Source organism: Acinetobacter sp. ABJ_C4_1 (assembly GCF_044538495.1).
Lineage (GTDB): Bacteria > Pseudomonadota > Gammaproteobacteria > Pseudomonadales > Moraxellaceae > Acinetobacter > Acinetobacter nosocomialis_A.
On the sequence record NZ_JBIUCQ010000023.1, the window covers coordinates 1 to 23,787 of the forward strand.

Genomic DNA, 23,787 nt, shown 5'->3' on the forward strand with positions numbered 1-23,787 from the left:
ATTTAGAATTTATATCCATATTGCTATACTTTTCCAAGTTAATTAGTAAAGCCTCTGGTTTTCTAAGGCAATCAATAAAAAATTAGAGTTTTAGGTATAAATATGTCCGTAATTGAAATGCAAAAAAATATATGTAAAAATTTTAATTCTAAGTTTGTGAAACCTTTGGAAAATGAAATGGTTGCTATAGCTTTAGATTCATTGGGAAAAATACCAATTACAGGAATACGTAATATACTTGAAGAAGGAGAAAATATCTCATGGTTTTTCTATTGTGGAGAATTTTCTGAAGTTGATGATTTCTTTAAACCAATGCATATATCTCATTTAGAAAACTATCTTCCCGAAGTTGTTCCTTATTTAGCATTAGAAAAAGGTTTTAGATTTGTAATAGATAAACAGGGTTACGAAGATGTATGGAAAGAAGAATAGATACTAAATTTATATTTTTTAACTTATAAGATATTTAGTATAATAACTCATTTCTATGCGGATTATTTGGTATAACTCATGATGTTTTGTTAAAGCTATATCCATCAATAAAATTAAATATAGATTAATGTAAAGCGAATTAAAACGGATAAGCTATAAAAAGGATATTTTCTATAATGTTATGTAATATTGATAAAATAGTATTAGACAAACTTCATTTAATTTTAAAAAATGAAATATTTGATTATCAGATAGTTGCTAAAGGAGCATATTTAATTCGTCTTGATATGGATTATTTAGAACTTAGTGAGGATTTACAAAATTTTCTTGATGAATTGATTGGCATGGATACTGGCGAAGAGGGGGAATTTTCACTTACTAAAGATGAGATTATAGCAAAAATAAATTCTATTGAAAATCTGAGATAATTATTAGAACTCTTGCGAAAGTTATCTTTAATCATCCAATAGAGTTCTCGAAAAAATCAGAATCATCTGTAATTATCAATTAAATATCCATCCTCCTAAGACATGGATGTTACAATACTATAAACCTAAAGGATGTAGTTAATTTATGATTATTGATGAAATGACTAACAATATTTTTTTAAAGAAAATGTATTCTAGTGATATAACTTCCTCTATCTTAATAGGGAGATTTAGTATTGACCTATCGGGGTACTGTGATATTGAGTTTCATGTGAATAAAAAAACAGATATTTCTGTTGAGAAATATGGGGTTTGGGGAGTTGATTATAATACTGTTGTTATTAAAACTAAAGGGAAAATATCTGGAGATGTTTTGATAACTGAGTGGTTGCTTAATGGTTATAAAGAATTAAATGTTAAAAAGACTGATAATGGTATTATTATAAAGTCAAAAAATGGGAAATTTAATTTTTCTGTAGAATTGAGTGGATTGATATTTCAGGGTATTTCTGTTTATTATAATGGAGAGGGTTAGAGCATCATTAAAAGATATCTAAACTCCGTATAATATTCTATATGTAAAATTTAGTGATTACATTAAAGATAGTAGCACTAAATGATTGGGGAGTGGAGTGTTTTTATGATGAATAATCAAACATTAATTTTTGATGAAAAGAAATATCCAATAACATGGCGTTTTAATTCAGTTGATTGTTCTTTATCAGATGAGGATAAATATAAAATTATTTTCTTGATAAAAGATGAGTCAAAAAAGCTTTGGGATTCTTTATTTTCGTTTAATAACCTGATGGAAATTAAAGAAAATTATTTTTTACTAGCTGAAAAAAAAGATTTGGATTTTGATGAAGATGATAAGTCGAGAGATTTTTTTGTTCAAAAATTGCAATCAACTGAATTATTAATTTTTTTTTGGGGAAGGAGTAATTGTGCAATTATTCCATCAAGTATACTTATAAAAGCATGGAGTGATTTTTTTTATCCCAGTGATGATGATTGTATTGTTTATCTAGTTAACAAAGAAAAAATTATTTTTTCATATGAGGAAACTTTTTTTTATGGGAATATTCTAACTGACAAAAAATGATGTGATTAATTTTTAAATTTAAGTCCAAACACGGATATTTCTTATATATTGAGTAGAAATAACAAGCATCTCAAACTTACAAAGACCATGATAATGTCTTTACGACAACTCAACTATCAATAAAACTGACAGAATCTAACTTTTTATATCAAATAAAAGCAGTTATCTTAATTCTACTTGAGCACAAACTCTTAGAGTGCTCACCTTTTCGTTAAATTTTTTAGGTATTTAAAATGAATAAAATGCATGTAACTTTGGCTGTAGTAGTCGGTTTAATTGTTGGTGGTGTAGTGGGTGCTCTAGGTTATTCGAAAACTGCTGCACGTTATGATGCTATGACCACCGCATGTGTAATGGTGAATCAGGCGGTTGAACACGGAATTTTAAAGCCTGAAACAGTGAGAGAGTTAGGCGAGCTTACAGGTCAAACCCTTAAGAAAGATTATGCTTCTGTAGCATCAAAATTTAAGTTTTCTGAAAAGCAGTTAGGTAATGCTTCTGAAGGATCTAATTGTAGCCAGTTTATTGTTGGCGTAAACGCAGCGAAGTAATCACGTGTAAAGCTATAAAAGAATAAATTCGCTTCATTTATTCTTAATTTAAAATGTATCAATCACATTTAAGGGTGGTTGATGCAATCTATTTACCATATTTTATATTGGTATGTTTTAGAAGAATGAAAAATATTAACAGCATTTAATCTTAAAACAGCTATCATTTAGGTTGATATTTCATAATCAAAAAATGATATAGAGACTTTAAAATGAAAAAGCTTGCAATGACTTTAGCTGTTTTAGTTCCGCTCTCAGGCTATAGCTTAGCCAATGACTCGACGGGTTATGTCGGCACAGGTGGCATTCAGTATTTAAAAAACGCACAAGTTGCGATGCAAAGTGAAGATTTATTTATTAGTAAAAAAATCATTAAAGTCGATTATCTATATAAAAACCTAAGCAATAAAGATGTCACTGAAACTATTTTATTTCCGCTACCACGTGTAGATAACTTTTTTGAAGCAGATTTTGCAGACACAGACGCACTTTTAAAAAGCTTTAAAATTGTGGTGGATGGTAAAAATATAAAACCGGAAATGCATGTTAGAACGTTTATTCAAAAAGATGAAAAATCACCTTTACTGGATGTAACCGATGAGTTTAAGCAATGTGGTTTTACTGAAAAAGACATGCTCAATCCATGGACACCTACTAAATATGATTATGACTTTTATCTAGATAAACTAAAACAATGTAATAAACCACAAATGCAGAAAATTGTAGCTCAATTTGAAAAAGATGATGTGATTCCTTGGTCATCTCAAGTTATTTATAGCTGGAAGCAAACCTTTAAAGCCAATAGTTTGACTAAAATTCATCATGAATATAAACCTTTGGTCGGCGGTTCTGTTGCGCTATATCCAGACGAAGATAGCAAACAATTTTGTATGGATAAACAATTTAAGCAGGGTCTTAAAAAAGCTCAGGCAGAACATTCGCCGTTTAGTGCTTTAGGTTATATTTTGACGACAGGTGCTAACTGGGCAAAGCCAATTGAAAACTTTAAGTTAACGATTGAACGTGATAAAGGCGAACTGGTTTCATTTTGCTGGGATGGCAAAGTCAACAAAATTAGTCCGACTCAATTTCAAATGACCAAAACCAAGTTTGTACCAAAACAAGACTTAGACGTTATTTTTGTTCATCTGCCATAAGCTCATACAAACTTTAAATTGTATAAAATTGCATCACTTTTGATTGTGTGTCATAACCTAACCATGGCGCACAATAACAAGAGGATGCCGCATGTTGCTCAAGGGAAAAGTAGCAGTAATTTTTGGAGGCAGCGGTGCAATTGGCACTGCGATTGCGCAGGTTTTCCTTCGTGAAGGAGCATATGTTTATTTATGCGCAAGAGATTTAAATAAACTGCAAAATATTGCGGCACAACTACAAAAATACGAAGGCGCGGTACATACCGTTAGTGTTGATGTGCTAGATAGCCAAGCAACCAGTGAGGCCGTAGCTCAAATTGCCCAAGCGATGGGTGGACTAGATATCGTCATTAATGCGACGAGTTTTATACATAATCAGGGTAAAGAACTTTTGGAGTTAAACCTTAACGAGTTTGTCGGGGGAATAAACCCATTTCTAACGGCTCAGTTTAATATATCGAAAGCTGTAGTTCCTTATATGGGTGGTGAGCGTGGCGGAACCATCATTTCAATTGTGGCGCCTTCAGCACGTATGGCAATACCGGGACATTTAGGACATATTGTGGGCTGCGCAGGAATTGAGGCCTTTATTAAAGCGCTTGCCAGTGAGCTAGGCCCTAATAATATACGGGTACTCGGTGTGCGCTCACATGCAATTATTGATGCGGTTCAAGCGGGCTCTTATACACGTGAATTGTTTGAGTCAAAAGCACAGGCCATGGGACTCAGCATAGGACAATGGCTTGAAGGTGCTGCTCAGAGCACCATGCTAAAACGATTGCCCACACTTTCACAAGTTGCAGAAACCATTGCTTTTCTTGCATCAGAGCATGCGAACGCAATGACGGCAACGGTTGTAAACATGACGGCTGGTGCAATAATCGATTAGCGTAGTTTATTTCTAATCCAATAATCTAAACTAAAGTAACGACCACCTCCAAGTACAAGCAGGGCAAACAGCATCACCATATAGGTTGCGGCAAATTCAATTCCATTATTTAAAATAACAAACGAGCCGCTCGATGTAAGCCAGTCATAGTTGCCATAGTTCTGTAAGATCTCTCGAGCTTTATCTAACTTTTCAGCGGAAGCCAATACTTGTATGTTCGCGAAGGGAGCATGCGGGTCTGCAATTGCTTGCCATCCATTTGGGAGGTGTACCGTAAATATTGCAACTAACATGGTAATAATAAGAGGAATACTAATTAAACGGGTAAATAAACCTAATGTTAAAAGTATGGCACCTGCCAGTTCAGTTGACGTTGCAAGCACAGCCATTAAATAGGGGAAAGGAAGTCCCAATCCTCCATCTGAGCTGCCAAACCATTCTACAATGTCATTGAAGTGCATCAATTTATTTGTACCCGCCATCCAAAATATAGGGACGAGGTACAATCGAATAGCCAATGCGGCAATGCCGTCAATATGTTGTAAAGACTTACCGAGGTTTTGATAATATTGAGATAAGCCATAAATAAAGTTCTTCATGATAATTTCACATCCAATGCGATTGAATAATAATTAGTCGGATGGAAACTGTATTTCTTACATAAAAAATTTTTTTATTTACGGTGTAATAAAAAAGGATTTAGTCCGTCTAACTTTATGTACATGTGTACAAACCGAGAAATTAGCATTAAAGGAATACGAAAATGAACAAACTCAACTCAATGACTTCAGTGGCAGCATTATTAGCCCTTTCAGTTGCAGGTGCTACGCAAATGGCTGTAGCAGCAACCAATACAACAACCGAAGTACATGCAACCAAAGCAGCCGATGGTAAATGTGGTGAAGCGAAATGCGGAGCCAACAAAATGAAAAAACATGAAAAGTCTGCTGAAGCAAAATGTGGAGCAAATAAAAAAACAGCAGATGGTAAATGCGGTGCAACTAAAAAAGCAGCGGACGGCAAGTGCGGGGCAGATAAAAAAGTTGCTGATGGCAAGTGTGGCGCCAAGTAAACAATCTAATCATGGATGATGTCGGCCTTCTAGTAAGTGTCGGCATCATTTCCAAAAGGAGAAATCACCATGATGGAGTTGAATGGTGTGGGGCTGGGTTTAAGACGTGACTTTATAGATGCGTTTCTAACGGCAAAAACATATCCAGATTTTATTGAGGTTGCCCCAGAAAATTGGTTAGGTTTTGGTGGGCGACATGCAAAATTACTTGCGCAGTGTGCTGAAAAAGCACCGTTAATTTGTCATGGCTTGTCATTATCTATTGGAGGGCCACATCCACTTAACCTCGAATTTATAGGTAAAGTAAAAAGCTTTTTAGAACAATACGAAGTGCCTATTTATTCTGAACATTTAAGCTATACCAATGATGGCGGCTATTTATACGATTTGTTGCCAATACCAATGACGGAAGCCGCGGTTAAATATGTCGCTGAACGTATTTTACGTGTGCAAGATATTTTAGGAAAAAGATTAGTCATAGAGAATGTGTCTACTTATTTAATGCTAAATGCTGAAATGAGTGAAGCTGAATTTATCCGTGAAGTGATTCAACATGCAGACTGTGATTTGCTTCTGGATGTAAATAATGTCTATGTCAACAGTATCAATCATGGTAGCGATGCATTTGGATTTATTCAGAAAATGCCAAAAGAACGAATCCGTTATTTACATATTGCTGGGCATGAAAAAGTTCAGAAAAATTTATTAATTGATACGCATGGGGCAGAAGTCTGTGACCGTGTTTGGGAGTTATTGAGATATACCTATCAAGTATGTGGAGTAAAACCGACTTTATTAGAACGCGACTTTAATATTCCATCATGGCAAGAATTAGAAGAGGAACTCGCCAAAATTAAACTCATTCAACAACAGGAGAGTGGCTATGATGGGAAATCAAATATCCTTCCAAACCATGCAGCAACAGTTTTGTGAATGGATTCGTGATCCTGATTTGGAACTCCCTCAAGCACTTCCTCCTCAAAGAATGCAAATTTATCGGGACTTACTTTTTAATAATGTTAGCTCATTTATTAACTTAGTTTATCCGGTCGCTCGTACGATGTTGCCAGAATTAAAGTGGCAACAATTGCTCTTAGAGTTTTTTCAAAAAGCTAAAAGCCGCTCACCTTTATACAATGATATCTCTTTAGAGTTTAGAGAGTATTTAACAGAGCAACAGCATCCGATATTACAAGAGTATCCTTGGTTGGCTGAGTTGTTGCAGTTTGAATGGCTAGAATTATATTTAGATACTGTTGAAATTGAAGATGTTGTTTTACATGAAAATTATGCTTGGCAGTTAACCACTAAAGTATGGGTATTGGTTTATCAATATCCCGTTTATACGTGGACGACTTTAATGACACCAGAACAAGTAGAACTTGCACCGGGTGCAGTAATAGCCTGGCGCGATGAACAAGATAGCGTATGTATTGAACAACTCTCTCCACTGTTTGCTATGCTGATTGAACAGTTAAATCAAAATATAGCGTTAACTGACCATGATATTTTCACACTCATTCATTCTGTACTCACTGACTTGTCTGAGCCTGAAATTTATCTGCAAATTCAAGAACTCAAAAACCTCTTAACTCGACTACAATTAATCCAAACTCCCCATGATTTTAAAGAGGTACAAGGATGACTTCAGCCGCGGCATCACATCATGACGACCTAGGGGATCAACTGCATAATCCAGCCTTTTTACAAGACTTAAGGCAGCAAATGATTAAATTTGCTTTTTTACAGTTGTCCTCACTTCCGCAAGCTGAAGATGTAGTGCAAGAGGCCTTAACGAGCGCTTTTCAAAATTTAGATTCATTTAAAGGGCGGGCTGCATTCAAAACATGGGTATTCGCTATTTTAAAAAATAAAATTATTGATGTGGTTCGGCAAAAGTCACGTTTGGTTGCGATGTCTGAATTATTGAAAGATGAGGAAAGCGAACTCAGTGTTGATGAATTGTTTGATGCTTCAGGACACTGGCATAAATATGAGGCACCTCAAGCATGGCAAAGCCCAGAAGAAATGATGGAGCAGTCAGATTTCTGGATAATTTTTGAAGCTTGTTTAGACCATTTGCCAGCCAAATATGCTCAAGTTTTTATGATGAGAGAAGTGGTGGAACTGAGTTCTAATGAGATTTGTAGCAAGCTAGAGTTATCTATTTCCAACTTTAATGTGTTGATGTATCGAAGTCGTACCCGTTTACGGGAATGCTTAGAAAATAAATGGTTACTGAATGAGGATTGTTCATGTTGACATGTCGACAAGCCACTCAATTGTTGTCTGAAAAACAAGATAGACCACTTTTTTTACGTGAGCAAAGTAGTTTACAACTGCATTTGTTGGCATGCCGATCATGCCGCCGTTATGCAAAACAGATCAAAACAATTAGTCAGCTTTCTAAAGCATTTAAAAATTTGGATAACTAACTTTAGTTAAAAATTTATTTATTGCTGGCCTTAACACGCTAAAAGCTTACATACTATAAAAGTAAAGGAATTTTTAAGACAGGATGAAACGTGAATTTAAAGAATCTTGAAGCATTTTATTGGGTTGTGACTTTAAATAGCTTCAATAAGGCCGCGACTAAATTACAAACGACACAGCCTGCGGTATCTCAAAAAATCACATCTCTTGAAAATGAATTAGGTTTTAAAGTTTTAGATCGAAGCATGCGGCAGTTTAAACTGACCCATAAAGGTATGACCTTATTTAAGTATGCCGAAAAGTTTATGCGCCTAGAAACCGATCTGGTCGCAGAACTGACCGAAAACCAGCACCTGACGGGAACCATCCGTTTAGGCGTTTCCGAAACCATTGTATATACGTGGCTCGTTGAATATATTGAAAAAGTTCAACAAGAGTTCCCAAAAATTTCAGTCGAAATTGTGGTTGACCTGACACCTAACTTACAAGAAGGCGTTCGTACAGGTGACTTGGACATGGCGTTTTTACTTGGACCAACGTTGGCTTTTGAGTGTATTGAACAGTCGCTATGTAACTTTGAGCTGAGCTTCTTGGCAGCACCTTCATTTAAAGGTGGAATTGGGCAAATGTCTTTTAAAGCCTTAATGTCGCATACCATTTTAACCTATCCAAAAATTACCTATCCCTATAAAGAATTAAAGGCCAAAATGAAAGAAAAGGGCATTGATGAGCCGCTTTCAATTACCAGTTATTCATTAGCGACTTTATTACGTCTTGCCGAGCAGGGCTTGGGTATTGCAGTCGTACCGACTTTAACGGCGTTAAAGGAAATTACCGATGGTCGGCTGGAAATATTAAATACGCCTATTCGCTTAAAGACCTTTCATTTCACCTCTATTTATATTCATGGCAATGATGTTGCCTTGAAAGAAAAACTGACAGAAGTTGCTGTAAAAGTGTCGGCAAGTGCCATGAAAAGACTCAATGAGCAAATCAAAAAATAAGCAGGATTGATGATCTTTTCATCTCATTTTTCTTATCTAAATTACTGCTGCTTGTATGCAAAGTCATAAAAGCAGCTTATATAGTTTGATAAGTAAAATTTATCCTGACTTTTAATAAAATTAAAAAATAATAAAAATCAAAAACTTAAAAATTTTAATTTATGTAAAAAGTCTTATTGTTCGTAGGGATTAGCTATGTTTTATTTGAGATACAAGATTTGATCACCGATTAAGTTGATTGGGGAATAGGGAATCTTTGTCATTTTAAAGGATTAAAGAATATCGTTTGGGACGAAAAATGGTGTTCTTGGTTCAACTTGAAATAGCGTTGTTAAGCTCAAATGGATGAGGAACGCATTAATATGTCTTTACTGAAATCTTCTTTTTTATCAGATCGCCAATGGGCCATTGTTGCCTCAATCTTTATGATGGCGACCTCTGCAATGGGGCCAGGATTTTTAACCCAAACTGCTGTATTTACAGTGAAGTTAGGTGCTGCATTTGGCTTTGCAATTTTAGTTTCCATTCTGATTGATTATGTTGTTCAACAAAACATTTGGCGAGTGGTGACACTTACTCAAATGCGTGCATCGGATATTGCCAATAAAGCATTACCGGGTAGTGGTTATTTACTGGCGTTTCTGGTGATTTTGGGCGGTTTTTTCTTTAGTGTGGGTAACATTGCAGGTGCAGCCTTAGGTTTAAATGCACTTTTTGGCCTCGACACAAAGTGGGGCGGTATTTTAAGTGGTGCCTTAGCGATTTTGATTTTTGCATCAAGAAAAGCAACGCTTGCCATGGATAAAAGCATGATCGTGTTGGGATTGCTTAAAATCCTGCTGATTATTATTGTTGCTGTCATTGTAATGCCTCCAGTGGGTCAAGCTGTACATCAAACTTTTGCGCCAGATCATATCGACTTTGCCATTATTACCACCATTGTGGGTGGTACAGTGGGTGGCTATATCTGTTATGCAGGTGCGCATCGCTTACTCGATAAAGGCGCTGTTGGCCCTGAAAATATTGATGAAGTTGCTAAAGCTGCAACCAAAGGCATTGTTGTCGTTGGTATCATGCGCTACGTATTGTTTTTAGCGTTTTTAGGTGTGGTGGTGAGCGGTGCAACGATTGATTTAGCTAGCCATGACGCCAATCCAGCAGCCCAAGCATTCCAATATGCAGCGGGTACATTCGGTTTTAAATTATTTGGTTTAATTTTCTGGGCAGCAGGTATTAGTAGCACCATCGGCGCAGCATATACTTCGGTTTCATTCTTTACTGCATTTAAAAAGAACTTAACACCAAAACAAACCAACTATACGACCATTACCTTTATCGCATTAGCTTTATTGCTCTATGTGTTATTGGGTGCAACTCCGGCAGGTCTACTCATTTTTGTAGGTGGTTTTAATGGTTTGGTGTTGCCAATTGGCCTTACAATTTTTGTGTATGTAGCAGCGTGCCGTAAAGATTTAATGGGTAATTATAACTATCCAAAATGGTTGCTTATTTTGGGTGGGTTAACATGTCTGTTGACATGGTGGATGGGCTATATGTCATTTACGACAGTATTTAACTATTTGATCAAGCTTTAAGCCAGACTTTGTTAAGTGATAAAGGAATAATGCCATGTTTGTAGATTTAAATAGTGATTTGGGTGAAAGCTTTGGCTCATGGAAAATGGGTAATGATGATCAGATTTTACCTGTCGTGACCAGTGCCAATATTGCTTGTGGCTTCCATGCTGGCGACCCACTCGGCATTTTAAAAACGGTTCGTAAAGCAGTGGAGCTTGGTGTGACTGTTGGCGCTCATGTGTCTTATCCAGACCTTGTTGGTTTTGGTCGCCGTAATATGGATTTGTCACGTGACGAGCTGATTGCCGATGTGCTTTACCAAATTTCTGCACTCGATGGTTTGGCTAAAGTAGCAGGCTCAAAAGTGCAATACGTTAAACCACATGGCGCGCTCTATAACACCATTGCCCATGACCAAGCTCAAGCAGCAGCTGTGATTGATGCAATTAAAATGTATAACCCTGAACTGGTTTTAGTGGCTTTGGCTGGGTCGAACTTAGTGGAACAGGCACGAGCTGCGGGTTTAAAAGTTGTGTCTGAAGCTTTTGCAGACCGTGCTTATAACAGCGATGGCTCGCTGGTATCTCGTCGTCTAGAAGGTGCGGTTTTACACGACTCGGCATTTGTTGCGAGCCGTGTGGTGTCTATGCTTAAAAATGGTGGAGTTGAGTCAATTGACGGCGTATTTACCCCAATTCAAGCCGACACCATTTGCCTACATGGCGATACCGACGGTGCGCTAGAGATGTCGGCTGCCATTAAAGCCGAGCTTGTAAAAAACAATATTGAAATCCGCCCGTTTGTAAATAAAGCATAAGGATGAGCACCATGTATAAGGATATTAAAGTCGACCCAGCTCAGCTTGAAGCTGCATTAGATGCGCGTTTAAAAATCCGTGCAGGTTTTGATAAACCGACAGCAGGCATGGCTGCGGGCATGACGCAGGTCAACATGATTTCGGTGCCAAAAGAGTGGGCGTATGACTTTTTACTCTATGCACACCGTAACCCGCAAAGCTGTCCAGTGCTTGATGTGCTCGAAGAAGGTATCTATGCAACTAAGCTTGCCGCAGACTCAGACATCCGCACTGACTTCCCACGTTATCGCATTTGGAAAGATGGCGAAATGGTCGATGAAGTGACCGATGCAAGAGAGATTTATAATGCTCATCCTGATTTGGTGACTTTCTTAATTGGTTGCAGTTTTTCGTTTGAAACAGCTTTGCAAGAAGCAGGTATTGAAGTTCGCCATATTCATGACGATACCAATGTGCCGATGTATTTGAGCAATATAAAGTGCCAACCAGCAGGGCGTATTTCAGGAAACATGGTGGTTTCCATGCGACCAATTCCATCGCATCAAATTAGTGAAGCGGTAAAAATTACTGCACGTATGCCAAGTGTACATGGTGCGCCTGTACATATTGGTCACCCTGAAAGCTTAGGAATTTTGGATGTAAATAAGCCCGACTTTGGCGATGCTTCTCGTATTGAAGCAGGTGAAATTCCAGTATTTTGGGCGTGTGGCGTAACGCCGCAAGCGGCTGTCATGAACTCGAAAATTCCTTTTGCGATTAGTCATGCACCGGGTCACATGTTTATTACCGACATTCCTGACCGTGCTTGGATTGGCTAACTGGACTAAAGAAGAATTAAAAGGATAAGCAAATGCGTTTTTTATCGGTAAACGCCGATTGTTTTCTAATTGAGCTTGCGAGCTTAGAGGAAACTTTGGCGTTGTACAATAAATTGCAAAATACGCAATTGAATGGAATTAAAGACTTAGTCCCCGCTGCAAAAACAATTTTGGTTTTCTTTAATGAGATCGAAACCAACTTTAAAACGCTGGTTGCTTCAATTCAGAGCCTAAAAGTTGATTCTGGATTTGAGCGTAGCAGCCAAGAAGTGATTGTACCGATTCGTTACGATGGCGAAGACCTTGCGCAGGTTGCAGAGCTACAAGGGCTGACTGTTGCAGATGTGATTAGAAAACATCACCAAAGCGTGTGGAATGTGGCTTTTATTGGTTTTGCGCCGGGCTTTGCGTATATGAGCAGCCCCGATAAGCCTTTTACCGATATTCCACGCTTAACGGTTCCTCGTAAAAAAATACCGTCAGGCTCTTTGGGCTTGGCTGGAAAATACTCTGGTATTTACCCAAAAGACAGTCCGGGTGGTTGGCAGCTGATCGGGACAACATCAGAGAAAATGTGGGATTTAGAGCGTAAAAATCCTGCATTGCTGTTACCGGGTATGACCGTACATTTTGAAGATGTGACGCATAATCCAACTATTGTGACTGTACCACAGCAAATTACGCCTAAGGTTGAGCCGAAACAATCGGTGCCACTGTTTAAGATTACTGCACCAATTTTACAGATGCTCATTCAAGACGAAGGGCGATTAAACCAGACCAATATTGGGGTTGGCGTGGCGGGTGCAATGGACTTGTCTGCCATGCACAGTGCTAACCGTATTGTCGGTAATCCAACCGATACACCAGTCATTGAAGTTTTAAATGGTGGTTTAAAAGCCAAAATGCAGCATGCAGGCGTTATTGCGGTGGCAGGTGCCATTTCAAACATTCGTGTGAAATTTGCCGACGGACAAACCGCAGACTTTGCAAGCTATCAACCGATTGATTTAGATGAAGGCGATGAATTTCAAATTCAGCCACCGACCGCAGGCTTAAGAAACTATCTAGCAGTTCGTGGTGGTATAGACGTTGAACCAGTACTCAATAGTGCTTCGTTTGACAGCTTGGCAGTGTTAGGGCCAGAGCCTTTAAAGCTTGGAGATACCATTTACCAAGGACAGGTCAAGGCAACCAATATTAGCGTAAATGAAGTGGGCAAAAGTGACTTGCCAAAAGCTGGCGAAGTCGTTGAGCTAGATATTGTGATGGGGCCACGTACAGACTGGTTTGAACAAGACAGTATTGAACTGCTATGTCAGCAAGAATGGCTGGTGACCAATGAAAGCAACCGAGTCGGGCTAAGACTTTCAGGTGAGCAGCCTTTATCTCGCAAAATTACCCATGAACTGGAAAGTGAAGGCACATGTATTGGTGCTTTGCAGATTCCACCGAGTGGTCAGCCCGTTTTGTTTATGAATGATCACCCTTTAACGGGCGGATATCCAGTCATTGGCTCTGTTGCTAAACACCATTGGGATTTGGTGGCACAGATTCCGGCAGGTTGCCGCATCAAATTTAAAAAAATTGCCGAATTTACAGATTTTGAGAATGAAAGATGAATACAGAAAAATTATTGATTGCTAACCGTGGTGAAATTGCCGTTCGTATTATTCATGCTTGCCGTGATATGGGAATTTCATCGGTCGCGTTATATGCAGATGATGATATTGGCAGCATGCATGTCGAACTTGCAGATGAAGCATGGGGCTTGGCTGGCGCAACTGCCAGTGAAACCTATTTAAATATCCCTGCGATTATTGAAGTTGCAAAGAAATCGAAAGCAACCATGGTGCATCCGGGTTATGGCTTTTTATCTGAACGTGCTGAGTTTGCCCAAGCTGTGATTGATGCTGGCTTAAAATGGGTCGGGCCATCACCAAGCGCCATTGAAAAACTAGGTGATAAAATCGAAGCACGTAAAATTGCTGCTTCAGTTGGTGCACCGTTAGTTCAAGGTACGCAAGATCCACTCAACAATGCAGATGAAGCTTTGGAGTTTGCTAAACTGTTTGGCTTGCCGATTGCTATTAAAGCCGCATTTGGTGGTGGTGGCCGTGGCTTAAAAGTTGCGTGGAAACTCGAAGAAGTGAAAGAGTTTTATGAGTCGGCAGTACGCGAGGCAAAAGCTGCCTTTGGTCGTGGTGAATGTTTTGTCGAGCAATATCTTGATAAACCGCGCCATGTAGAGGCACAAGTCATAGCCGACCAACATGGCAACATTGTGGTACTGGGCACACGTGATTGCTCGTTGCAACGCCGTAACCAAAAGTTAGTCGAAGAAGCACCAGCACCATTTGTTAGCGATGAGATTTATCAGCAAATTTTAACTTCGGCAAAAAACATTTGTCAGGCCGCAAACTATGTCGGTGCGGGAACAGTTGAATATTTACTGAGTCGTGACGGCAAGCTTTCATTCTTAGAAGTAAATACGCGTTTGCAAGTTGAACACCCTGTGACTGAAGAAACCTCAAAAGTTGATTTGGTGGTTGAGCAAATTCGCGTGGCACAAGGTGAAGTGCTTTCTATTAAAGAAACACCAAAGGCACAAGGTCATGCCATTGAGTTTCGTATAAATGCCGAAGACCCAGCACGTGGTTTTATTCCTGCATTTGGTGTGTTGAGTTTATTTGAAGCACCATTTGGTAACGGTGTACGAGTCGATACAGGTGTTCGTACTGGATCATTAGTGTCTAGTCACTTTGACTCACTCATGGCAAAACTGATTGTCACTGGTCCAACCCGTGAAGTTGCAATTGCTCGCGCTAAACGTGCCTTGAAGCAATTTAAAATTGAAGGTGTGGCATCAGTTTTAGACTTTCACCGTGCAGTACTCAATGAACCTGACTTTACAGATGAGTTTAATGTACACACGCGTTGGATCGAAAATGACTTTAAACAAGAGTTGAAACCGACTAAACGCGGCATTCCAAACCATCAACAGCCAATGCTACTCAGCTACATTGAAATTGATGGCAAGTTACACCGTTTAGGTTTACCTGCGGGTATGTTTGCACAAGGTCCAGCTACCGCAGTTCAGGCACAGACAGCCGAGCCAGAAGTGAGTGTCGAGCATTTACTTGCCCCAATTAATGGTGTGATTAGCGCTTGGAAAGTCGAAAATGGTGAGCAAGTGACAGAAGGCCAAGTGGTTGCCATTATGGAAGCTATGAAAATGGAAGTGCAGGTACTTGCGCACCGTAGTGGTATTATTCAGATTGGTGCAGAGAAGGGTGCAACTTGCCATGCAGAAACTGTTATTGCGAGTATTAATTAAGTTTTGAATAAATGATTTGACCTGATTTTGTTTTTAGTTAGATTGGGTCAAATCGAATGCTTATTAATTAACTCAATCAGGCATTTTTCAGGTTTTCATTAACCATTTACACCTTGAAAGCGTGTACGGGTTGTGAGATATTTGTCACAGTTTGGTGGTATAAATATTGATCACTGTATTTAAAGCTCGCTTATGCGAGCTTTAATTTTTAGCCCAGTTTAAGCATTTCTCACTTAATGAGCTGGCGGCATAAAAATAATTTGAGAATTTGGCACTCACTCAAAGGCGAATTGAAGAAAGCGAATGAAAATTCTACCTTCATCTGAATATGATCAAATTCTAAAATACAGTGTCTATTGGCTCGTCATCTCGATTGTGATTGGAGTCGTCGCGGGGCTGGCATCGACTTTAATTTTTGTTGCTTTTGATATCTCAAATAAAGTCCGAAGTCTGCATCACTGGCTCATCTACTTTTTGCCTTTTGTAGGCTTTGGTATTGGTTATCTCATTAAAAAATATGGTTCACCGATTGAACGCGGAACACATTTACTCCTAGATGAAATTCACCAACCCAAGTCGTTTATTCCAAAACGAATGAGTCCTATCATTTTTATCACCTCAATTTTAACGCAGTTGTTTGGTGGTTCGGCAGGGCGTGAGGCACCTGCAGTTCAGCTTTCGGGTGCCTTAATTGACCACCTAAGCCATATATTAAAAATCTCGGAAGATAACCGAAAAATCTGTTTAATCGCCAGTATCGGTGCTGGCTTTGCAGGGGTGTTTGGCTTGCCTTTGGCAGGTGCAATCTATGGTTTGGAAATTACAGCTTTAGGTAACTTAAGATATTCAGCCATTTTCCCATGTTTTGTGTCGGCGCTTATTGCATCGACCATCCCTGAACTATTCGATATTGTTCATCCGCACATCTACTATGTGATTAGTGAGTTTCCAGCGATTCATTTTGGCGTGCTCATGAGCTTGATTGCAGCGGGGGTAGTGTTTGGCTTTGCTGCACGTTTCTTTATTGCTGCCATTCACTTGGCGAGTGACCTTTTTTATAAATACATTCGCTATTTGCCATTAAGAACAATGGTAGGCGGTATTATCATTATGCTACTTACGCTGTTTACTGCGCATCAGCAATACAACGGTTTGGGTACAGATAAGATCATTGCATCTTTTTATGTACCGATTGAATTTTACGACTTTTTTAATAAGACTGTTTTTACCGCCATTACTTTAGGTTCGGGCTTTAAAGGTGGTGAAATTACGCCACTGTTTTATGTGGGGGCGACATTAGGTAATGCTTTAGGGGCGGTTTTAAACCTACCCATTTCACTGCTTGCAGGCTTAGGGTTAGTCAGTTTGTTTTCTGGGGCAAGTAAGGCACCGTTAACGTCTATTATTTTAGCGATTGAACTATTTGGAATGAATGTTGCCACTTACGCCATTATTACCTGTTTATTGGCAGCGCTATTTTCAGGGGATTGTGGGTTGTATCGCCGTAAAAAGTTGATGGATTAGAAAGGGTTTTAAATAGGCTTGATTATAATCTGGCCTATTTTTTATATTTAAATATGAGAGTTTTATTTTAAAATTACGTTTAGTTTATTTTTTATATTAATAAATTTTTGCTATTATTCATTTTGAAAAAATTAGAATGGTACAAAAATGACAAGTCCTACTTTTTTAAGAGATCTTTCTTACGAACAATTACAAGATCTTTCAGAAAATGATATTCAACAGATTTTAAATGCAGAAAATTTATATTGGCAAAATAAGCCATTTACTAAATATTATATTGTAGTAAATGGTGCTAAAACAAAAAATGGTGGGCTTATTCGAGCTTCTGGACACCATTCAAAATTAAAAGGAATTTCACTAGCATTGGTGGGTGATGAAGCAATTTATGCAGATGGTACAACAGCAAAAATTATTACAGGTGCTGGTGAAGCTTTAACTATAGAAGGGCAATCAGTAGCTTTAATTGGTTCCCGTTTAGATAATAATGATGAAATTATAGAGAGTCCAAATAAGTCAGTTTATATATGTATATATAATGATGGGCCAAAACCTTTAGATTTTTTAAATAATAAATAAATGGATAAGTAAGATGTCGAAAGGTTTTGCAATCCATAATGCTATTACTGATCATGGTGGAATTGTTCCCTCAACTCAAATGATAAGTTCCCAAATGGGTAACTTATTTGTTCGTGCTGGGGATGGGCATGTTTGTCCTAAGTGCAGATGTTGGTCTACAGTTATTAAAAGTCATGATCATGTGATTTTTGATGGAAAACCAGTTGCTTATGTAGGTGATAAACTGTCGTGTGGGGCTACACTTTTACCTCAACAAAGTCATGTTGTTGGTGAGAGTGGTAGTCCTTATTCTCAGAAAACAAATCAGGCCTCAGCCACTCAAGAAAAGTTTGATGAGCAACTTAAAATTGTTTTTGAGGAGGGTATGAACGATATATTTAAATACATTGATTGTCGGGTTAAAGTCGGTGGAAGATTTCAAGATGGTAAGCTTGATTTAAATGGTAACACCACGCGGTTTTATACAGAGAAACAAGAGCCTATTACTGAGATAGAGTTTGTTCTTAAAGATAATATAGTTTATTTTCATGATTTATAAGAGAATTTTATGACTTGGTCTGAAACCCCTAAAAGTCTTCTAAATATTTTTACAAATAAAAAAGAAGGTAGTATTAAAGAAGTAAAGATTGAAACTCCATCTAGACCGCTAACGAATGGTGAAATTAAATTAGCAACCTCTGTCTTTAAAAATTCAATAAATTACACAACAGTAAAGATATTTTTTGGAAGTTTTTTTCCGCTTAAATCTCAAAATGAAGATACATTCGTTACTCCGAATGGCAGTATATATATAATGCCTAAACATTATAGAGATGATTATAGTTTGGAGGATATTTCTTATAAGAAGATTTTTCTTCATGAGCTTGGTCATGTTTGGCAACATCAACGTAAACTTATTGTTCTAGCTAATGCTGGAGCATTGCAAGCTTGTTCTGTTCTTAGTAATTTTAAATATGATCCTTATATATACAATATATGGGAAAGCCCAACTGTTGCTGAGTTTGTTAAATATAAAAATACGACTAAAAGATTTTTAGACTATAATTTAGAATCACAGGCTGAAATTTTGGCTGACTATTGGTTGTTAAAAAATAATTATGATGTGAGTTATATGCTTGAAAGAAATAGAAAGAATGTTGTAGGTAAGAGTAGAGATAAAGTTCTTGCTATGTATGAACAAAAAATTCGTCAAGTAATAAAATAAATACACGAGGAACTATTAAAGTGAAAAATTCGTCTGTTGGTAATAAAGTAATATTGGTTATTTTTGGTATATTTTTCTTGTATTTATGCTATATCGCATTTGGTTTTTTTTCTAAAAAAGAAGAAAATAAAATTAAGGTAAATATAAGTAACTCAGATATACATTTTCTATTAAATAAAGATGGAATAATAGTTCATGGGTATGAAGTAAGAAGCTTGGTTGATAAGAAAGAAAATAGTTTAGAATATAAGGAAATTTTGCAAAAAAATGTTGAAAAAAGAGTAGCCGAGATTGTTATTGGTAATTATAAAAGCAACGGAATTGAAGAAAAGAAACCTTACTATATTTCTATTTCAAGAGAGGGACTTTTTAATGAGCCCGGGGTGGTAATGCAAACATTAAATTTTTGTATTAAAGATCACAATATATTTTCTTCTAAAGGTGATGAAGAAAGCTTTGTACGTGAATGCATTAATTAGTATGAATTACAGTTTTCATATTTTTGTTCACTAAAAAGGTTCTCTGTCTTCTATCAAATTTTTGGAAGCTGGCAAAGACCGGTGTCCATAGAATAACTTTTGGAAAGACATGGAAGATTAGTCGAAAAATGGTTAAGAAAATAGCAATAAAGATGCCTTATCACTATTTGAAGAATAGCCATTTTTCTATGATATGGACTTGCTGTTTTGTGGCTTCAATTAGGTGAGGAGAATTCTCTGAAGTCCATGTTTCATCGCACCAATCGCAAGCATCGTAGAAAGATTCGAGCCAAGCAGGATAGTAAATTATATTATCTGGAAGATCTCTTGGAGCACCCATAAAACCTGTTTCTAAATTACTGAAAATAGTACATAGCTGAACTGGGCTTAGATTGTTTTCTTGATAATTATTTAAAATATTTAAAAAAAATCGAGCTGCTAATATTTCTGCTTCAATACAATTATATGAAAAAATAGGGTCTGTTAAGTTTATGATTCGCAGTAATAAAGAATTATAGTCATTAAATGGTAGTAGTAATTCGGTAAAAAAATCTATATGGACATCTTCGTTTTCTTCAATATATTTATTAATCTTTTCTGTTCTTTCTTGAGCTGAATATTCTCCATAATAAAACTCGATATATAAAGGCTTTAATGTCATTAGATAACTCTAAACATTTTTATAATGAAAATATATCATACTAAAAATATTAGAAATTTCATAATGAACTAAACCATAACTTAAACCTATTAAATAAATTTTATTCCCCAACCACTCTACTTTAATACAAATGTCATTTCCTACGCTTGACGATAACGAAAGTGAATAATATCCTTTCTTTCTAGTAGGATGGAAAGAGGACATCTTAGGATGTGCTGGTCTCTTTGGCACCAGTCTGCTAACTCTTTTCGTTCTGCTACCATAATTATCTAGTAGAGATAGCTATTTCATTCTTGAGTTTTTATTTAATTTTTATAACTAGACAAACAGATCCTACATATCAATATTCAATTAGTTTTTAAATCTTCCAAATTTGAAAGTAATTTAAAACTTAACTGCTCTACTTTAATACAAATGTCATTTCCTACGCTTGACGATAACAAAAGCGAATACTATCCTTTGCGGGCTGGCCTACATTGCCAGTCGGTTTTAGCAGACCGTTTTCATCTAGATCATCAAAGAAGTAATTTTTTGGTGGTGAACTCGTTCGTCTCCCTTCGTAGCGGTAGGACGGAGGAGGGACGCCTTCGGGCGTGCCAGTTCCTAGATGACTGGTCTGCTAACCCTTCTTCGTTCTGCCACCATAATCATTTAGCAGTGATCTGGTAGAACTTCTATTTCATCTAGGAGTCCGCTATGCGTATAAATTCTTCTCAATTTTTGGCCTTTGCCAAAATCTCTCTATTTATACCGTTTAAACAGCCTATAAATCGGTTTAATCGACTCTAGGTTTTCTGCACTTTAAGAATCGTTTCGACTCAAAAATCATAGCAACAATAAACCCGAGATAGGCGAGCACATCTTTATTGTGCCGCTTTTGCATGCCTGTTTTTAGCACTCATTTTAAGAGTGACGGCATTTCTATCTCTTTTATATACAACAAAAAATTATTTTAAACGGTACAACTATGTCACCTTTAGTACTTTCTACACGTGCTTTAAAAGTTGTGAATAAAGCAATTGATTTATTTCACCATCACGGATTTCATCTCGTGGGCGTCGATAGAATTATCAAAGAGTCTGAAATTACAAAAATGACTTTTTATCATCACTTCCAGTCCAAAGCGCGTTTTATCGAAATCTGCCTACTCGTGCAAAAAGAACGGCTACAAGACAAAGTCATTGCAACGGTGGAATATGACCAAGACTCAAGCGTGCGAGACAAACTCAACAAACTGTATTATTTACACACTGACTTAGAAGGGCCGTATTACCTGTTATTTAAAGCCATTTTTGAAACTAAAAATACCTACTCCAACGCCTACCAAACTGCCATTCGATATAGAACTTGGCTGACCAATGAAATCTATAGCCAGCTTAGATTACTAAAAGCCGATGCCTCATTTCATGATGCCAAACTACTTCTGCATATAATTGAAGGAAGCATTATTCAAAGGCTCAGTCATAACGATGTAGATGAGCGGGATAAGCAATTCGAATATTTCATAACAATCCTTTCGTAGAAATATTTAAAAAAATAAAAGCCCGTAATAGGGCTTTTATTTATTAGGGCGGGTTAAAACTTAAGTTTTTTAAGTCCACGGCTCACGCCATTTTGTAGAGCGGCTTTAATAATCGGGCCAATAAAAGGAACACGACCTTTAAAGCTAATGGTGTAATTCAAACGAGTTCGGTTATTTCCCAAGTCAGTAAATTGCATTACACCGCGATGCGCCTTAATTGGGCTAATCCCGCTTGTGATCGCGTACTCGATCAGTTCATTTTCTTTATAGACTAAATTTGTTTCAACAAATGAAGGTGTAAACGGAATAGACATCTTGCGGGCAGAGCCAACCCCATTACGTGCATCCTTGCCATTACTAATACGAGTAACTTTAGCAGGAGCAAAAAGTTTGCTTAGGTTTTCATGTTCACTCAAGGCTGCAAAGACCTTGTCTATAGGTGCATCAAATTCTTGTACGATGTTGATTTTTTGAGTTTTTAACATCTTGTTCCCTCTAAAGTAAATTTGACATGAGTAATTGTCAGAATTTGGATATTAGCACGCTTTTCGCTAGGGTGGAATTCTAGTTCGTCAGACTGATTTCACCTTTATATTGCACCTTTTACTGGGCTAATGAAGCCTTAATTTATTTGCATTTGCGCAATATGCCTTACGTGAAAAATAACAATCGTTGCAAACCGTAAAGAAAGCCTCCTCATAATCAAAGGACATGAAAGGAAATAGAGGAATAACAATATGCGTGCTCTTACTTACCACGGTGCAGAAGATGTTCGAGTAGAAACAGTTGCCGACCCCATTATTCAAGAACCAGATGACATTATTTTACGCGTAACCGCCACAGCCATATGTGGCTCTGATTTACATTTATACCGAGGCAAAATCCCTAGAACCGAACATGGCGATATTTTTGGGCATGAGTTTATGGGCGTGGTTGAAGAAGTCGGCCCAGCCGTTACCCATGTGAAAAAAGGCGACCGTGTAATCGTCCCTTTTGTGATTGCCTGTGGTGAATGTTTCTTTTGCCAACTTGACCTGACCGCTGCTTGTGAAACCACCAATACAGGGCGTGGTGCAATTATTAATAAAAAGCAGATTCCACCAGGCGCAGCTTTGTTTGGTTATAGCCACTTATATGGCGGTGTACCGGGTGGCCAAGCAGAATATGTGCGTGTGCCAAAAGCCAATAAAGGCCCTTTTAAAGTGCCCGGCTCATTGTCTGATGAAAAAGTACTTTTCTTGACCGATATTTTACCCACCGCTTGGCAAGCCGTGACCAATGCCCAAGTGACTCGTGGCTCAACCGTTGCAATTTATGGTGCAGGGCCAGTCGGACTATTAAGCGCCGCTTGTGCCAAGATGCTTGGTGCAGAAAAAATATTTATGGTCGATCACAATGAATATCGATTGAACTATGCGGCGGCAACCTATGGCGCTATTCCGGTTAATTTTGTTGAAGTCGATGCGGCCGAATTTATTATTCAAAATACGGACAATTATCGTGGCGTCGATGCGGTGATTGATGCAATTGGTTTTGAGGCAAAAGGCAGTGTCATTGAAACAGTCCTGACCAATTTAAAGCTTGAAGGTTCAAGTGGTGCAGCACTTCGTCAATGTATAGCCGCGGTTCGTCGTGGTGGTGTGGTGAGTGTACCGGGTGTATATGCAGGCCCAATTCATGGCTTTTTATTTGGCGATGCATTTGATAAAGGACTGACTTTTAAAATGGGCCAAACCCATGTACATCAATATTTACCGCTTTTATTAGAATTTATTGAACGTGGTGATTTGTCACCTGAAACCATTATTACCCACCGTATGAAATTAGAAGACGCCGCAGAGGGTTATCGTATTTTTAATGAAAGAGAAGAGGACTGTCGTAAGGTAATTCTACTTCCTTAATACGCTCTCTTATAATCCATTCTTAAGCCTCTTCGTGAAAGGGGCTTTTTTGTTTTGAAATGCACAATTTTGAGTGCAACTTTTTATTTTTGAACTTAAACCGCACCTAAACGGTCCAAGTTTAGTATTACTTTTAACCAAAAGCGTAATACTAAGCTGGCATGTCCTTTGCATAGTCATAACTAATTAAAAGTGATCTAGGGTTCCGATACTTTACGTATGACTGGACCGAGAGTTCACGGTTCCTAGCGAACTACACGGAGGGATAAAAGCCCGGGAGGAAGTCTAAAACTATCCGACAGG

28 protein-coding genes and 1 riboswitch are annotated in these 23,787 nt (G+C 37.7%); of the genes, 25 read left to right on the top strand and 3 right to left on the bottom strand.

What is annotated here, in order from left to right; translation table 11 throughout:
- The first annotated feature begins 102 nt into the window (after positions 1-102).
- The 7 genes from ACIF8R_RS17670 (at position 103) to ACIF8R_RS17700 (ending at position 4,562) form a co-directional block, all read left to right on the top strand.
- Positions 103-432, top strand: a complete 330-nt coding sequence (locus tag ACIF8R_RS17670; RefSeq protein ID WP_396482302.1) for a hypothetical protein — start codon at positions 103-105, stop codon at positions 430-432.
- A gap of 176 nt (positions 433-608) precedes the next feature.
- Positions 609-860, top strand: coding sequence for a hypothetical protein (locus ACIF8R_RS17675; RefSeq protein WP_396482304.1), 252 nt, complete (start codon positions 609-611; stop codon positions 858-860).
- Between the two features lie 145 nt (positions 861-1,005).
- Positions 1,006-1,395, top strand: coding sequence for a hypothetical protein (locus ACIF8R_RS17680; protein WP_396482306.1), 390 nt, complete (start codon positions 1,006-1,008; stop codon positions 1,393-1,395).
- A 105-nt stretch (positions 1,396-1,500) separates the two neighbouring features.
- Positions 1,501-1,965 carry a hypothetical protein gene (locus tag ACIF8R_RS17685; protein ID WP_396482308.1) on the top strand — a complete coding sequence of 155 codons (465 nt, stop codon included), beginning with the start codon at positions 1,501-1,503 and terminating at the stop codon, positions 1,963-1,965.
- Between the two features lie 233 nt (positions 1,966-2,198).
- Positions 2,199-2,516 carry a hypothetical protein gene (locus ACIF8R_RS17690; protein ID WP_396482310.1) on the top strand — a complete coding sequence of 106 codons (318 nt, stop codon included), beginning with the start codon at positions 2,199-2,201 and terminating at the stop codon, positions 2,514-2,516.
- A 212-nt stretch (positions 2,517-2,728) separates the two neighbouring features.
- Positions 2,729-3,673 (top strand): DUF4424 family protein, encoded by a 945-nt coding sequence (locus ACIF8R_RS17695; protein ID WP_396482312.1) that lies wholly within the window; start codon positions 2,729-2,731, stop codon positions 3,671-3,673.
- A 91-nt stretch (positions 3,674-3,764) separates the two neighbouring features.
- Positions 3,765-4,562 carry an SDR family NAD(P)-dependent oxidoreductase gene (locus ACIF8R_RS17700; protein WP_396482314.1) on the top strand — a complete coding sequence of 266 codons (798 nt, stop codon included), beginning with the start codon at positions 3,765-3,767 and terminating at the stop codon, positions 4,560-4,562.
- Here the strand turns inward: ACIF8R_RS17700 and ACIF8R_RS17705 are convergent.
- Positions 4,559-5,161, bottom strand: coding sequence for a DoxX family protein (locus tag ACIF8R_RS17705; RefSeq protein WP_279985716.1), 603 nt, complete (start codon positions 5,159-5,161; stop codon positions 4,559-4,561). The two genes, ACIF8R_RS17700 and ACIF8R_RS17705, sit on opposite strands and share 4 nt — an antisense overlap.
- A 164-nt stretch (positions 5,162-5,325) precedes the next feature.
- Between ACIF8R_RS17705 and ACIF8R_RS17710 the strand changes: the two genes are divergently transcribed.
- From ACIF8R_RS17710 to ACIF8R_RS17785, 16 genes are all read left to right on the top strand, one after another.
- Positions 5,326-5,634, top strand: a complete 309-nt coding sequence (locus ACIF8R_RS17710) for a hypothetical protein (RefSeq protein WP_396482316.1) — start codon at positions 5,326-5,328, stop codon at positions 5,632-5,634.
- Between the two features lie 69 nt (positions 5,635-5,703).
- Positions 5,704-6,567, top strand: coding sequence for a DUF692 domain-containing protein (locus ACIF8R_RS17715; protein WP_396482318.1), 864 nt, complete (start codon positions 5,704-5,706; stop codon positions 6,565-6,567).
- Complete coding sequence (locus ACIF8R_RS17720) at positions 6,518-7,279, top strand: DUF2063 domain-containing protein (protein ID WP_396482320.1); 762 nt, start codon at positions 6,518-6,520, stop codon at positions 7,277-7,279. The genes ACIF8R_RS17715 and ACIF8R_RS17720 overlap by 50 nt, the downstream gene beginning before the upstream one ends.
- Complete coding sequence (locus ACIF8R_RS17725; protein WP_396482321.1) at positions 7,276-7,896, top strand: RNA polymerase factor sigma-70; 621 nt, start codon at positions 7,276-7,278, stop codon at positions 7,894-7,896. Before ACIF8R_RS17720 ends, ACIF8R_RS17725 begins: the two co-directional genes overlap by 4 nt.
- Entirely contained in the window at positions 7,890-8,069 is a 180-nt protein-coding gene (locus ACIF8R_RS17730) for a zf-HC2 domain-containing protein (RefSeq protein WP_004702527.1), read from the top strand. The genes ACIF8R_RS17725 and ACIF8R_RS17730 overlap by 7 nt, the downstream gene beginning before the upstream one ends.
- Positions 8,070-8,159: 90 nt before the next feature.
- Complete coding sequence (mumR, locus tag ACIF8R_RS17735; protein ID WP_396482323.1) at positions 8,160-9,071, top strand: LysR family transcriptional regulator MumR; 912 nt, start codon at positions 8,160-8,162, stop codon at positions 9,069-9,071.
- 341 nt (positions 9,072-9,412) lie between these two features.
- Complete coding sequence (locus ACIF8R_RS17740) at positions 9,413-10,666, top strand: NRAMP family divalent metal transporter (protein ID WP_396482325.1); 1,254 nt, start codon at positions 9,413-9,415, stop codon at positions 10,664-10,666.
- A 34-nt stretch (positions 10,667-10,700) separates the two neighbouring features.
- On the top strand, positions 10,701-11,465 hold the full coding sequence (locus ACIF8R_RS17745; RefSeq protein ID WP_004793259.1) for a LamB/YcsF family protein: 765 nt from the start codon (positions 10,701-10,703) through the stop codon (positions 11,463-11,465).
- A gap of 2 nt (positions 11,466-11,467) precedes the next feature.
- Positions 11,468-12,283: a putative hydro-lyase gene (locus ACIF8R_RS17750; protein ID WP_262520009.1), complete on the top strand. Its 816-nt coding sequence runs from the start codon at positions 11,468-11,470 to the stop codon at positions 12,281-12,283.
- Between the two features lie 32 nt (positions 12,284-12,315).
- Positions 12,316-13,902 carry a 5-oxoprolinase/urea amidolyase family protein gene (locus tag ACIF8R_RS17755; RefSeq protein ID WP_396482327.1) on the top strand — a complete coding sequence of 529 codons (1,587 nt, stop codon included), beginning with the start codon at positions 12,316-12,318 and terminating at the stop codon, positions 13,900-13,902.
- Positions 13,899-15,617: an acetyl/propionyl/methylcrotonyl-CoA carboxylase subunit alpha gene (locus ACIF8R_RS17760; protein ID WP_396482329.1), complete on the top strand. Its 1,719-nt coding sequence runs from the start codon at positions 13,899-13,901 to the stop codon at positions 15,615-15,617. Before ACIF8R_RS17755 ends, ACIF8R_RS17760 begins: the two co-directional genes overlap by 4 nt.
- A 303-nt stretch (positions 15,618-15,920) precedes the next feature.
- Positions 15,921-17,141, top strand: a complete 1,221-nt coding sequence (locus ACIF8R_RS17765) for a chloride channel protein (RefSeq protein ID WP_396482331.1) — start codon at positions 15,921-15,923, stop codon at positions 17,139-17,141.
- Between the two features lie 147 nt (positions 17,142-17,288).
- A complete protein-coding gene (locus ACIF8R_RS17770) occupies positions 17,289-17,717 on the top strand; it encodes a PAAR domain-containing protein (RefSeq protein ID WP_396482333.1) in 429 nt (142 codons plus the stop codon).
- Positions 17,718-17,730: 13 nt separating this feature from the next.
- Positions 17,731-18,255, top strand: a complete 525-nt coding sequence (locus tag ACIF8R_RS17775) for a PAAR domain-containing protein (protein WP_343569381.1) — start codon at positions 17,731-17,733, stop codon at positions 18,253-18,255.
- Positions 18,256-18,264: 9 nt separating this feature from the next.
- Positions 18,265-18,921, top strand: a complete 657-nt coding sequence (locus tag ACIF8R_RS17780) for a hypothetical protein (RefSeq protein WP_004835462.1) — start codon at positions 18,265-18,267, stop codon at positions 18,919-18,921.
- 20 nt (positions 18,922-18,941) lie between these two features.
- Entirely contained in the window at positions 18,942-19,400 is a 459-nt protein-coding gene (locus ACIF8R_RS17785; RefSeq protein WP_396482335.1) for a hypothetical protein, read from the top strand.
- Between the two features lie 163 nt (positions 19,401-19,563).
- Here ACIF8R_RS17785 and ACIF8R_RS17790 read toward each other — a convergent pair whose 3' ends face one another.
- Positions 19,564-20,061 carry a hypothetical protein gene (locus ACIF8R_RS17790; RefSeq protein ID WP_396482337.1) on the bottom strand — a complete coding sequence of 166 codons (498 nt, stop codon included), beginning with the start codon at positions 20,059-20,061 and terminating at the stop codon, positions 19,564-19,566.
- Positions 20,062-21,028: 967 nt separating this feature from the next.
- Between ACIF8R_RS17790 and ACIF8R_RS17795 the strand changes: the two genes are divergently transcribed.
- Positions 21,029-21,583 (top strand): TetR/AcrR family transcriptional regulator, encoded by a 555-nt coding sequence (locus ACIF8R_RS17795; RefSeq protein WP_396482339.1) that lies wholly within the window; start codon positions 21,029-21,031, stop codon positions 21,581-21,583.
- A 53-nt stretch (positions 21,584-21,636) separates the two neighbouring features.
- Here ACIF8R_RS17795 and ACIF8R_RS17800 read toward each other — a convergent pair whose 3' ends face one another.
- Positions 21,637-22,068 (bottom strand): SRPBCC family protein, encoded by a 432-nt coding sequence (locus tag ACIF8R_RS17800; RefSeq protein ID WP_022574813.1) that lies wholly within the window; start codon positions 22,066-22,068, stop codon positions 21,637-21,639.
- A gap of 252 nt (positions 22,069-22,320) precedes the next feature.
- Between ACIF8R_RS17800 and ACIF8R_RS17805 the strand changes: the two genes are divergently transcribed.
- Positions 22,321-23,484: a zinc-dependent alcohol dehydrogenase gene (locus tag ACIF8R_RS17805; RefSeq protein WP_396482341.1), complete on the top strand. Its 1,164-nt coding sequence runs from the start codon at positions 22,321-22,323 to the stop codon at positions 23,482-23,484.
- Positions 23,485-23,670: 186 nt separating this feature from the next.
- Positions 23,671-23,766: riboswitch (guanidine-I (ykkC/yxkD leader) on the top strand.
- Positions 23,767-23,787: the final 21 nt, after the last annotated feature.

Bases quoted from the DNA above. Each gene is read 5' to 3' on its own strand.
- ACIF8R_RS17670 (WP_396482302.1), top strand. From the start codon at position 103: ATGTCCGTAATTGAAATGCAAAAAAATATATGTAAAAATTTTAATTCT.
- ACIF8R_RS17675 (WP_396482304.1), top strand. From the start codon at position 609: ATGTTATGTAATATTGATAAAATAGTATTAGACAAACTTCATTTAATT.
- ACIF8R_RS17680 (WP_396482306.1), top strand. From the start codon at position 1,006: ATGATTATTGATGAAATGACTAACAATATTTTTTTAAAGAAAATGTAT.
- ACIF8R_RS17685 (WP_396482308.1), top strand. From the start codon at position 1,501: ATGATGAATAATCAAACATTAATTTTTGATGAAAAGAAATATCCAATA.
- ACIF8R_RS17690 (WP_396482310.1), top strand. From the start codon at position 2,199: ATGAATAAAATGCATGTAACTTTGGCTGTAGTAGTCGGTTTAATTGTT.
- ACIF8R_RS17695 (WP_396482312.1), top strand. From the start codon at position 2,729: ATGAAAAAGCTTGCAATGACTTTAGCTGTTTTAGTTCCGCTCTCAGGC.
- ACIF8R_RS17700 (WP_396482314.1), top strand. From the start codon at position 3,765: ATGTTGCTCAAGGGAAAAGTAGCAGTAATTTTTGGAGGCAGCGGTGCA.
- ACIF8R_RS17705 (WP_279985716.1), bottom strand. From the start codon at position 5,161: ATGAAGAACTTTATTTATGGCTTATCTCAATATTATCAAAACCTCGGT.
- ACIF8R_RS17710 (WP_396482316.1), top strand. From the start codon at position 5,326: ATGAACAAACTCAACTCAATGACTTCAGTGGCAGCATTATTAGCCCTT.
- ACIF8R_RS17715 (WP_396482318.1), top strand. From the start codon at position 5,704: ATGATGGAGTTGAATGGTGTGGGGCTGGGTTTAAGACGTGACTTTATA.
- ACIF8R_RS17720 (WP_396482320.1), top strand. From the start codon at position 6,518: ATGATGGGAAATCAAATATCCTTCCAAACCATGCAGCAACAGTTTTGT.
- ACIF8R_RS17725 (WP_396482321.1), top strand. From the start codon at position 7,276: ATGACTTCAGCCGCGGCATCACATCATGACGACCTAGGGGATCAACTG.
- ACIF8R_RS17730 (WP_004702527.1), top strand. From the start codon at position 7,890: ATGTTGACATGTCGACAAGCCACTCAATTGTTGTCTGAAAAACAAGAT.
- ACIF8R_RS17740 (WP_396482325.1), top strand. From the start codon at position 9,413: ATGGATGAGGAACGCATTAATATGTCTTTACTGAAATCTTCTTTTTTA.
- ACIF8R_RS17745 (WP_004793259.1), top strand. From the start codon at position 10,701: ATGTTTGTAGATTTAAATAGTGATTTGGGTGAAAGCTTTGGCTCATGG.
- ACIF8R_RS17750 (WP_262520009.1), top strand. From the start codon at position 11,468: ATGAGCACCATGTATAAGGATATTAAAGTCGACCCAGCTCAGCTTGAA.
- ACIF8R_RS17755 (WP_396482327.1), top strand. From the start codon at position 12,316: ATGCGTTTTTTATCGGTAAACGCCGATTGTTTTCTAATTGAGCTTGCG.
- ACIF8R_RS17760 (WP_396482329.1), top strand. From the start codon at position 13,899: ATGAATACAGAAAAATTATTGATTGCTAACCGTGGTGAAATTGCCGTT.
- ACIF8R_RS17765 (WP_396482331.1), top strand. From the start codon at position 15,921: ATGAAAATTCTACCTTCATCTGAATATGATCAAATTCTAAAATACAGT.
- ACIF8R_RS17770 (WP_396482333.1), top strand. From the start codon at position 17,289: ATGACAAGTCCTACTTTTTTAAGAGATCTTTCTTACGAACAATTACAA.
- ACIF8R_RS17775 (WP_343569381.1), top strand. From the start codon at position 17,731: ATGTCGAAAGGTTTTGCAATCCATAATGCTATTACTGATCATGGTGGA.
- ACIF8R_RS17780 (WP_004835462.1), top strand. From the start codon at position 18,265: ATGACTTGGTCTGAAACCCCTAAAAGTCTTCTAAATATTTTTACAAAT.
- ACIF8R_RS17790 (WP_396482337.1), bottom strand. From the start codon at position 20,061: ATGACATTAAAGCCTTTATATATCGAGTTTTATTATGGAGAATATTCA.
- ACIF8R_RS17795 (WP_396482339.1), top strand. From the start codon at position 21,029: ATGTCACCTTTAGTACTTTCTACACGTGCTTTAAAAGTTGTGAATAAA.
- ACIF8R_RS17800 (WP_022574813.1), bottom strand. From the start codon at position 22,068: ATGTTAAAAACTCAAAAAATCAACATCGTACAAGAATTTGATGCACCT.
- ACIF8R_RS17805 (WP_396482341.1), top strand. From the start codon at position 22,321: ATGCGTGCTCTTACTTACCACGGTGCAGAAGATGTTCGAGTAGAAACA.